Raw genomic sequence first — 9339 nt, 5'->3', positions numbered from 1 at the left:
GCCCCGGCGGCCCCCCGTCGGGCCCGGCCGGCCGTCTCGCCTCGGGTCCGGGCGCCTCGCGCGGTGAGGTCGGTGCGGGCTCGTCGCCGCGTGCCGCGCTGCCCTCGCGTGACGGCGGCCCCCGCCACCAGCAGGGCCAGCCGGGCCAACAGGGCCAACAGAACGCCGGATTCCAGTCCGCCGGGCTGTCCGGCACCGGCCCGCAGGACGGCTCCCGACCGGAGCCGCAGCGTCACGGTGGCGGCCTCGCCGGTGCCTTCGGCAACGGTGCCCGCCTCGGTGCCCGCGGCCAGGGCGACGGTCCGGGCCGTACGGAGTCGGGCCGGCCCGACCTGTTCGGCCAGAACCGCCAGGACCAGAACCGCCAGGGTCCGGACCGTCAGGACCACAACGGCCAACAGGGCCGGCCGAACGGCCCCGCCCCGTGGCAGCCGTCCCAGCCGCAGCAGGCCCGGCAGAACCCGGCCGAGCAGGGCGGCTTCCAGCAGCCCGCCGGCCAGGGCGAGCCCGGCCGCCAGCTGCCCCCGGTCGGCGGCCCACGTGCCGAACTGCCCGGTGGCAACCCTCAGCCGCAGCGTCCGCAGACCACCAGCTGGGGCACCGAGGAGCCGTCCGCGCCGCGGCGAACTCCGCTGGACGCCCCGCGCGGTCACGAGGACCCCGAGTCCACCGGTCAGTTCCAGCGGCCGATGAACCCGCCGCTCACCCCCCGGGTGCCCATGGACGACCGGCAGGGCCCCGGCTCCACCGCCGAGTTCGCCCGCCCGGACTTCTCGGCTCCGGCCCCGCAGGGCCACGGCCTTCAGGACCCGTCTGCCCAGGACCCGGCCGGCACCGCGCAGTTCGCCCGTCCCGACTTCTCGGCTCCGGCCCCGCAGGGCCACGGCCTTCAGGACCCGTCCGCCCAGGACCCGGCCGGCACCGCGCAGTTCGCCCGTCCCGACTTCGGACAGCCGCCGGTCCGGGCGCAGGACCAGGGCCTGCCGGCCACGCGTCAGCGCGGCCGGGACGACGAGGACTTCGGTGCCCCGCGCCCGCCCGCCGGTGACGCGCAGTACCGTCCGGTCCTGCCGTCGCAGCCGCAGCCCGAGGCGCTGCCTCCGGCGGCCGGGCCCGGGGACGGTCGTACGCCGCTGTACGACACCCTGGAGACGAACTGGTTCCACGGCCCGCAGCAGGGCGGCCAGCAGCCGCCCGCCGAGCCGCAGACGTCCGCTTCCCTCCCCCAGCGGCCGGCCCCGGAGTCTCCCGCTCCCGAGGCGCCGCGCCGCGGCGGGGGCGAGCCGGGCAGCACCACAAGTTCCTGGCGCCCCTCGCCGAACGATGAACTCGTACGGCAGGCGGAGCGGGTCAAGAAGCCCGCGGCAGGCGGAGTCACCACTTCCGGACTGCCTCGCCGAGTGCCTCGCGCCAACCTGGTGCCGGGTACCGCACAGCAGCAGAACCATCAGTCCGGTCCGCAGGTGTCACGTGCCCCCGATGATGTACGCGGGCGGTTGACCAATCTCCGCCGGGGCATCCAGCAAGGGCGACAGGCCAACAACAGCCAGTCGACCGGCAGTTTCCCACTCGGCCCCACTCACCAGCAGGAGCGTTAGTTGAGCCCGATGAGTCAGGCCGCGCAGAATCTGAACTGGTTGATCACCAACTTCGTGGACAACACCCCCGGGGTGTCGCACACGGTGGTGGTCTCCGCCGACGGACTCCTGCTGGCCATGTCCGAAGGATTCCCCCGTGACCGCGCCGACCAGCTGGCGGCCGTCGCCTCCGGGCTGACCTCGCTGACCGCGGGCGCCTCCCGGATCTTCGAGGGCGGTGCCGTCAGCCAGACCGTGGTGGAGATGGAACGCGGGTTCCTCTTCCTGATGTCCATCTCGGACGGCTCCTCGCTGGCCGTTCTCGCCCACCCGGACGCCGACATCGGTCTGGTCGGGTACGAGATGGCTCTGCTGGTCGACCGTGCGGGCACTGTCCTCACCCCCGACCTCCGCGCCGAGCTCCAGGGCAGCCTGCTCCATTAGGCGGCCGTGGATCGATGACAGACTCGATTGCCCCAGGTAACGCCCTCATCCCTCGCCCGTCCGGCCGATTAGAGCCCCCCACCGGCCCCTTCAGACGGCAAGCCGACGTACTGCTGTCACGCCCGGAGGATTCATGACCCCGCCACCCGCCTCACCCGATCCGTACGGCGCACTGCACCACGCGTCGTACGAAGGTGAAGGCGACCAGCCACTGGTCCGCCCGTACGCCATGACCGGTGGCCGGACCCGGCCGCGTTATCAGCTCGCCATAGAGGCACTGGTCTCCACCACGGCCGACCCCGCGCATCTGGGAACACTGCTCCCCGAGCACCAGCGGATCTGCCACCTCTGCCGTGAGGTCAAGTCGGTGGCCGAGGTCTCGGCGCTGCTGTCGATGCCGCTCGGTGTGGCCCGGATTCTCGTCGCGGACCTGGCGGAAGCCGGCATGGTGGCCATCCACCAGCCGGGCAATGGAGAGGCCGGCGGCACGCCGGATGTGACACTGCTCGAAAGGGTGCTCAGTGGACTTCGCAAGCTCTAGCGGCGGTGCGGCCCGTGCCACCACCTCGGCGAAGATCGTGGTGGCGGGGGGCTTCGGCGTGGGTAAGACCACGTTCGTCGGTGCCGTCTCGGAGATCAACCCGTTGCGTACGGAGGCCGTGATGACGTCCGCGTCCGCGGGCATCGACGACCTGACGCACACCGGGGGCAAGACGACGACGACCGTCGCCATGGACTTCGGTCGTATCACCCTGGACCAGGACCTGATCCTGTACCTCTTCGGTACGCCCGGACAGGACCGCTTCTGGTTCATGTGGGACGACCTGGTCCGCGGCGCCATCGGCGCCGTCGTCCTCGTGGACACCCGCCGCCTCGCCGACTGCTTCCCCGCCGTCGACTACTTCGAGAACAGCGGCCTGCCCTTCGTCATCGCCCTCAACGGCTTCGACGGACACCAGCCCTACACCCCCGACGAGGTCCGCGAAGCCCTCCAGATCGGCCCCGACACCCCGATCATCACGACGGACGCGCGGCACCGCGCGGACGCCAAGAGCGGTCTGATCACGCTCGTGGAGCACGCCCTCATGGCTCGGCTCAAGTAAGCACAAGTCGGTATTGCCATACGGTAGTTACCGTAGTCGGACGGGGGCGGGCTGTGTCCTTTGACACGATCCGCCCCCGTATTCATAACGTTTCGACAGAGAATTGCCCCGCGTTCGACACCCGACGCATCCGTTTGGTGCCACTGCGCTCACATGAGCCCCGCCTTTTGACGGGGCTCGTTCTTTATGCCCGTTTTATCTGAGGCCTGGGCCACTCGGAATGACAGGTTCCGACTGTTTGGAACGCGACCGGTCCCCGTGCTGGAATTCGACGAACTCCCGAGTAGTACGGCCCTGAACGAAATACGGCACAACGTAGGTGCCGACGCCGAGAGGTTGTTGGTCGAGTGAGGCGAAGCAACGCGGGCCCCACGGCGCAGCAGGAGCGGGGCAACTTCACCCCGCCGCCGCGCGCCGCGGCGTCCCCTGCCGATGCGTCCGATGCGGCGGCGTCCGGTGGCAGCACCAGCCGACTGGCGCCGCGCAACTGGCGGGTGCCCACCCGGCTGAACGCGATTCTCCTGATCCCCGTCCTGGTCGGCCTGGTCATGGGCGGATTCCAGGTGAAGGGGTCGATCGACACCTGGCGCGAGGCTCAGGACGCCGAGAAGACCGCGCTGATCGTGCGCGCGGCCGCCGAGTACGGCCAGGCACTCCTCAACGAGCGTGACCTCTCCGCTCAGCCCCTGCTGTCGAACAAACGTGACGCCGCCGTCATCGGCGAGGTCCGGGCCACCACCGACGCGGCCGCGGACAAGTTCGACACGGCCGTGAAGGACATGCCGAAGAAGCAGGGCCTGGAACGGCGTCTTCAGCTGTTCCGGCTGGAGGAGCCCACACTCCCCGAGCTGCGCAAGGCCGCCTTCGCCGAGGCGATGGACCCGGTGAAGACGGAGGAGGGCTACGTCAAGGTCCAGCACTCGCTGATGGAGTTCAGCAATGAGCTGGGTCTGGGCACCGGCAACATCACCAGCTACGGCCGTACGGTCTACGCGGTCGAGCTCGCCAAGGCTGCAGAATCGCTTCAGCGCTCCATCGGCATGCACCTGCTGGTGCGTCCGAGCCAGGAGAGCGCCAAGTTCGACGCCCAGGTCAAGGCCTTCGGCTCGTACAACTACCTGGAGCAGATCGCGCTCGGCGAGTTCGTCTCCGGCGGTACCGAGGCCGACGCGGCCCTGCTGAAGGAGGTCATGGCCGCCAAGGCCGACGAGGGCACGAAGGAGCTGAAGAAGGCCAAGGAGCAGGCCGACGCCGCGGGAGTCCCGTTCGTCGCCCCGCCGAGCATCGACGGCTCGGTCTTCGACGGCATGGCCCAGCAGATCGGGCAGGGCAAGTCGCCCGAGAAACTGGCCGCGAAGGGCATCACGCCCGAGACCTGGATGGCGGCCGCCACCGCCAAGTTCGACGGCTACACCACGGTCGAGGACGAGCTCGTCGACAAGGCCGTGACCGAGGCCGCGGACATCTCGTCCAGCGCCAGGACCGACGCCGTCGTCAACGCAGCCGTCGTGATCGTCGCCCTGCTGGCCGCCTTCGTGCTGGCCGGTCTCATGGCCCGGCAGATGAGCCGCTCGATGCGCCGGCTGCGTACGGCCGCCTTCGGGATCGCCGAGCAGCGGCTGCCGATGCTGGTCGACCAGCTCTCCAGGGCCGAACCGGGCCGGGTAGACACCCGCGTCCAGCCGATCCCGATCCACAGCCGGGACGAGATCGGCGAGGTCGCCCGCGCCTTCGACCAGGTGCACCGCGAGGCGGTCCGGCTGGCGGCGGAGCAGGCCATGCTGCGGGGCAACGTCAACGCGATCTTCACCAATCTCTCGCGCCGCAACCAGTCGCTGATCGAGGGCCAGCTGACCCTCATCACCGACCTGGAGAACAACGAGGCCGACCCGGATCAGCTGGAGAACCTCTTCCGGCTGGACCACCTGGCCACCCGTATGCGCCGCAACGGTGAGAACCTCCTGGTCCTCGCGGGCGAGGAGCCCGGCCGCCGCTGGAACCAGCCGGTCCCGCTGGTCGACGTGCTCCGTGCCGCCGCCTCCGAGGTGGAGTCGTACGAGCGCATCGAGCTCGCCGGGGTGCCCGAGACCGAGATCCACGGCCAGTCGGTCACCGACCTCGTGCACCTGCTGGCCGAGTTGCTGGAGAACGCCACCACGTTCTCCTCGCCGCAGACCAAGGTGCGGGTCACCGCGACCCGGCTGCCCGACAGCCGCGTGATGATCGAGATCCACGACAAGGGCATCGGGCTCACCGCCGAGGACTTCGCCGACATCAACCACAAGCTGGCCAACCCGCCGACCGTGGACGCCGCGGTGTCGCAGCGGATGGGCCTGTTCGTGGTCGGCCGGCTCGCCGACCGGCACGGCATCCGGGTCCAGCTGCGCCCCTCGGGCGAGCAGGCCGGAACCACGTCGCTGGTCATGCTGCCGGACGCGATCACCCACGGCGGCGGCGGTGAACCGGCCGAGGCGGGGGACGACTTCACCGTCTCCTCGATCATCCCGGAGCAGCAGAGCTACGAACAGCAGCCGTCCCAGACGCACTTGCGCACGGCGGCGGAGCTCGGCTTCGACGACTCGCGCTACGAGCAGCCGTCGGCGGACGCGGCGCAGCTGGATCCGGTGGGCCGTTCGCTGATGCGCGAGGGGCGCCGGGCGGCGCTGGAGGCGCAGGCGTCGGTCGAGCACCCGCAGTTCGCGCAGGATCCGTACGCCGACAACCAGTACGCCGGGAACGGATACGCCCAGGAGCCGCAGCAGGGCTCGCGGCAGGAGGAGTACGAGCAGCCTCCGTACGAGGGCGGCTACGAGCCCTACGGCGGTGACGCGGGCTTTGCCCAGCATCCCGGCCAGGGTCTGCCCGATGGCTATGCGGAAGCCGGTTATGCGGCCGGTGAGGCCCCGCAGCCGTCGTACGAGGAGCAGTTCGCTCCCCGGTCCCACCAGGATGACTGGCCGGAACAGGGCGCCTACCAGAGCGCGTACGAGCCGTCGGCACCGGCGGAAGCGGAATCCTCCCCGAGTGCCCCCGCGGAGCCGCAGGAACGCGTAGGCTTCGACCGTCCGGGCTCCACTCCCGACTCCGGTCACGAGCTGACCGAAGCCGGTCTGCCGCGCCGGGGCGGTCAGCAGCACTGGCAGCCCACCGGCCGCGGGAACAGCCGGCCCGTCGCCGCGCAGCAGCCGCGGCAGCAGGAGGAACTGCCGCAGCAGCCGTCGCCCGCGCAAGCGGACGGAAACGGCTCCGACGACTGGCGCTCGGCCAACGACGAGCGCTGGGAGCGGGCCGAGAAGCTCCGGGAGCCGAAGGCGGGCGGGATCACCCCGTCCGGACTCCCCCGGCGGGTGCCCAAGGCCAATCTGGTCGAGGGTACGGCGGAGCAGACCTTGCAGGGCGGCCCTCAGGTTTCCCGTGCCCCCGAGGACGTCCGCGGCAGGTTGAGCAACCTGCGGCGGGGCGTACTGCGGGGACGCAGCGCGGGTTCGGACGACAGTAATACCTACAACCAGGAGCGTTAGTGTGAGCCCGATGAGCCAGGCGGCGCAGAATCTGAACTGGTTGATCACCAACTTCGTGGACAACACCCCTGGGGTGTCGCACACGGTGGTGGTCTCCGCCGACGGACTCCTGCTGGCCATGTCCGAGGGATTCCCCCGTGACCGCGCCGACCAGCTGGCGGCCGTTGCCTCCGGGCTGACCTCGCTGACCGCGGGCGCCTCGCGGATCTTCGAGGGCGGCGCGGTGAATCAGACAGTTGTGGAGATGGAGCGCGGGTTCCTCTTCATCATGTCCATCTCGGACGGTTCTTCGCTGGCCGTTCTCGCCCACCCGGACGCCGATATCGGTCTGGTCGGGTACGAAATGGCACTTCTGGTCGACCGTGCGGGCAGTGTCCTCACCCCGGACCTCCGTGCTGAACTGCAAGGAAGTCTTCTTAACTAGTAGCCAGACAGTGCGTTTCGCGCCACCGGGCCATAAAGTGCGGTGGCGCGACCCACTGAGACCGGGACCGGCAGGAGGAGGAATCGTGGACACACCGCCAGGCGGACACCAGTACAACGGTGGCCAGCAGGTACCGGGTGAGCACGGGGACAACCGGTTCAACTTCCCCTCCGCACCCAGCGGACACGGCGCCCGGCAGCCTTACCGGCCGTATCAGCAGCAGCCTCAACAGCCGCCGCACGGCCCCCAGCAGGGTTCCGGGTGGCCCACGCAGCGTCCACACCGCTACGACTCGCCCCGGACTCCCCGTATTCAGCCGGTACAGCCGCGGCAGACCCCCGAGCCTGCCGCGCCCTCCGCGCACAATCCGCTGGTTCGTCCGTACGCCATGACCGGCGGCCGGACCCGACCGCGCTACCAACTCGCCATTGAGGCGTTGGTCAGTACCACGGCTGATCCGTCCCGGCTGCAAGGGCAGTTGCCCGAGCACCAGCGGATCTGCCGGCTGTGCTTCGAGATCAAGTCGGTCGCCGAGATTTCGGCACTGCTCTCGATCCCGCTCGGCGTTGCCCGGATCCTCGTAGCCGACCTGGCCGAGGCCGGACTCGTCGCAATCCATCAGCCCGGCGGCGACGAGTCCGCCGGCGGCCAGCCAGATGTGACACTGCTCGAAAGGGTGCTCAGTGGACTTCGCAAGCTCTAGCGGCGGAGCAGCCCGCTCCACTACCTCGGCGAAGATCGTGGTGGCAGGGGGCTTCGGCGTGGGTAAGACCACGTTCGTCGGTGCCGTCTCGGAGATCAATCCGCTGCGCACCGAAGCCGTGATGACGTCCGCGTCCGCGGGCATCGACGACCTGACGCACACCGGGGACAAGACCACCACGACGGTGGCGATGGACTTCGGTCGTATCACCCTGGACCAGGACCTGATCCTGTACCTCTTCGGTACGCCCGGACAGGACCGCTTCTGGTTCATGTGGGACGACCTGGTCCGCGGCGCCATCGGCGCCGTCGTCCTCGTGGACACCCGCCGCCTCGCCGACTGCTTCCCCGCCGTCGACTACTTCGAGAACAGCGGCCTGCCCTTCGTCATCGCCCTCAACGGCTTCGACGGACACCAGCCCTACACCCCCGACGAGGTCCGCGAAGCGCTCCAGATCGGGCCGGACACGCCGATTCTGACGACGGACGCGCGGCACCGCGCGGACGCCAAGAGCGCGCTGATCACGCTCGTGGAGCACGCCCTCATGGCTCGGCTCCGGTAGACCCCCTGGGCCGGACGTACGAAAGGGCCCCGCACTCCCGAGGGAGTGCGGGGCCCTTTCACGCGTGGTGCGTCAGCCCTGCCAGGAGTGCGGGGCGCGGAAGCCCGGCGTGCGCTCCAGGCGGCGCCACCCGGCGGTGTTGCGGCCTCGGTGGGCGGGGGCGGCGGCGGGCTGGGCCGCGGCGCGGGCGAGCAGGACCGCGGTTATCGCGGCCAGTTCCTCGGGGTCGGCAAGACCCTTCTCGACGCGCAGCACGGACTCGGCAGCAGTGCTCATGGGTTGTTTCTCCGTCTTCTCGGCAGGTCTTCGCGGGCTCGGCAGGGGTGCTGCGCGGACTGCGGACTACTGCGGGGGGTTGCCGTGCTTGCGGGACGGCAGGTCGGCGTGCTTGGAACGGAGCATGGCGAGCGAGGCGATCAGCACCTCGCGGGTCTCGGCGGGGTCGATGACGTCGTCGACCAGGCCCCGCTCCGCCGCGTAGTACGGATGCATCAGTTCCGCCTTGTACTCCTTGACCATGCGCTTCCGCATGGCTTCCGGGTCCTCGGCGTCGGCGATCTGCCGACGGAAGATGACGTTGGCGGCGCCCTCGGCGCCCATCACCGCGATCTCGTTGGTCGGCCAGGCGTACGTCAGATCCGCACCGATGGACTGGCTGTCCATCACGATGTACGCACCGCCGTAAGCCTTGCGCAGGATCAGCGAGATCCTCGGCACCGTGGCGTTGCAGTACGCGTAGAGCAGCTTCGCACCGTGCCGAATGATTCCACCGTGCTCCTGATCGACCCCGGGCAGGAAGCCGGGTACGTCCAAAAGAGTGATGATGGGAATGTTGAATGCATCACACATCTGAACGAAGCGGGCCGCCTTCTCGGAGGCTTCGATGTCCAGGACGCCTGCGAGGGACTGCGGCTGGTTGGCGACGATGCCGACGACCTGGCCGTCCATGCGGGCCAGGGCGCAGACGATGTTGCGGGCCCAGCGCTCGTGGATCTCCAGGTAGTC

9 protein-coding genes and 1 pseudogene are annotated in these 9339 nt (G+C 69.9%); 8 read left to right on the top strand and 2 right to left on the bottom strand.

What is annotated here, in order from left to right:
- The 8 genes and pseudogenes from ABZY11_RS39995 to ABZY11_RS39960 form a co-directional block, all read left to right on the top strand.
- Positions 1–1598 (top strand): annotated as a pseudogene (locus tag ABZY11_RS39995) (histidine kinase); the annotation flags it as partial.
- A gap of 9 nt (positions 1599–1607) precedes the next feature.
- Complete coding sequence (locus ABZY11_RS39990; RefSeq protein WP_006127850.1) at positions 1608–2021, top strand: roadblock/LC7 domain-containing protein; 414 nt, start codon at positions 1608–1610, stop codon at positions 2019–2021.
- A gap of 133 nt (positions 2022–2154) precedes the next feature.
- The gene (locus tag ABZY11_RS39985) at positions 2155–2562 is read left to right on the top strand and encodes a DUF742 domain-containing protein (protein WP_356483876.1); all 408 of its coding nucleotides are present in this window, start codon (positions 2155–2157) and stop codon (positions 2560–2562) included.
- Positions 2543–3124, top strand: coding sequence for an ATP/GTP-binding protein (locus ABZY11_RS39980; RefSeq protein WP_072487286.1), 582 nt, complete (start codon positions 2543–2545; stop codon positions 3122–3124). Before ABZY11_RS39985 ends, ABZY11_RS39980 begins: the two co-directional genes overlap by 20 nt.
- Positions 3125–3471: 347 nt before the next feature.
- The gene (locus ABZY11_RS39975) at positions 3472–6645 is read left to right on the top strand and encodes a nitrate- and nitrite sensing domain-containing protein (protein ID WP_356483875.1); all 3174 of its coding nucleotides are present in this window, start codon (positions 3472–3474) and stop codon (positions 6643–6645) included.
- Positions 6646–6655: 10 nt separating this feature from the next.
- Positions 6656–7069, top strand: coding sequence for a roadblock/LC7 domain-containing protein (locus tag ABZY11_RS39970; RefSeq protein ID WP_006127847.1), 414 nt, complete (start codon positions 6656–6658; stop codon positions 7067–7069).
- 85 nt (positions 7070–7154) lie between these two features.
- Entirely contained in the window at positions 7155–7772 is a 618-nt protein-coding gene (locus tag ABZY11_RS39965) for a DUF742 domain-containing protein (protein WP_356483874.1), read from the top strand.
- On the top strand, positions 7753–8334 hold the full coding sequence (locus ABZY11_RS39960; RefSeq protein WP_014048542.1) for an ATP/GTP-binding protein: 582 nt from the start codon (positions 7753–7755) through the stop codon (positions 8332–8334). The genes ABZY11_RS39965 and ABZY11_RS39960 overlap by 20 nt, the downstream gene beginning before the upstream one ends.
- Positions 8335–8406: 72 nt before the next feature.
- Here the strand turns inward: ABZY11_RS39960 and ABZY11_RS39955 are convergent, their stop codons facing one another.
- Together ABZY11_RS39955 and ABZY11_RS39950 are read right to left on the bottom strand one after the other, a co-directional pair.
- A complete protein-coding gene (locus ABZY11_RS39955; protein ID WP_356483873.1) occupies positions 8407–8610 on the bottom strand; it encodes an acyl-CoA carboxylase subunit epsilon in 204 nt (67 codons plus the stop codon).
- Between the two features lie 66 nt (positions 8611–8676).
- Positions 8677–9339, bottom strand: a 663-nt coding sequence (locus ABZY11_RS39950) for a carboxyl transferase domain-containing protein (RefSeq protein WP_356483872.1), incomplete at its 5' end; no start/stop codon positions are given.

Origin of the sequence: Streptomyces sp. NPDC006510 (assembly GCF_040611955.1) — a bacterium.
Lineage (GTDB): Bacteria > Actinomycetota > Actinomycetes > Streptomycetales > Streptomycetaceae > Streptomyces.
Note: the sequence above shows the minus strand (reverse complement) of the source record. Positions and strands in the feature narration are given on the sequence as shown.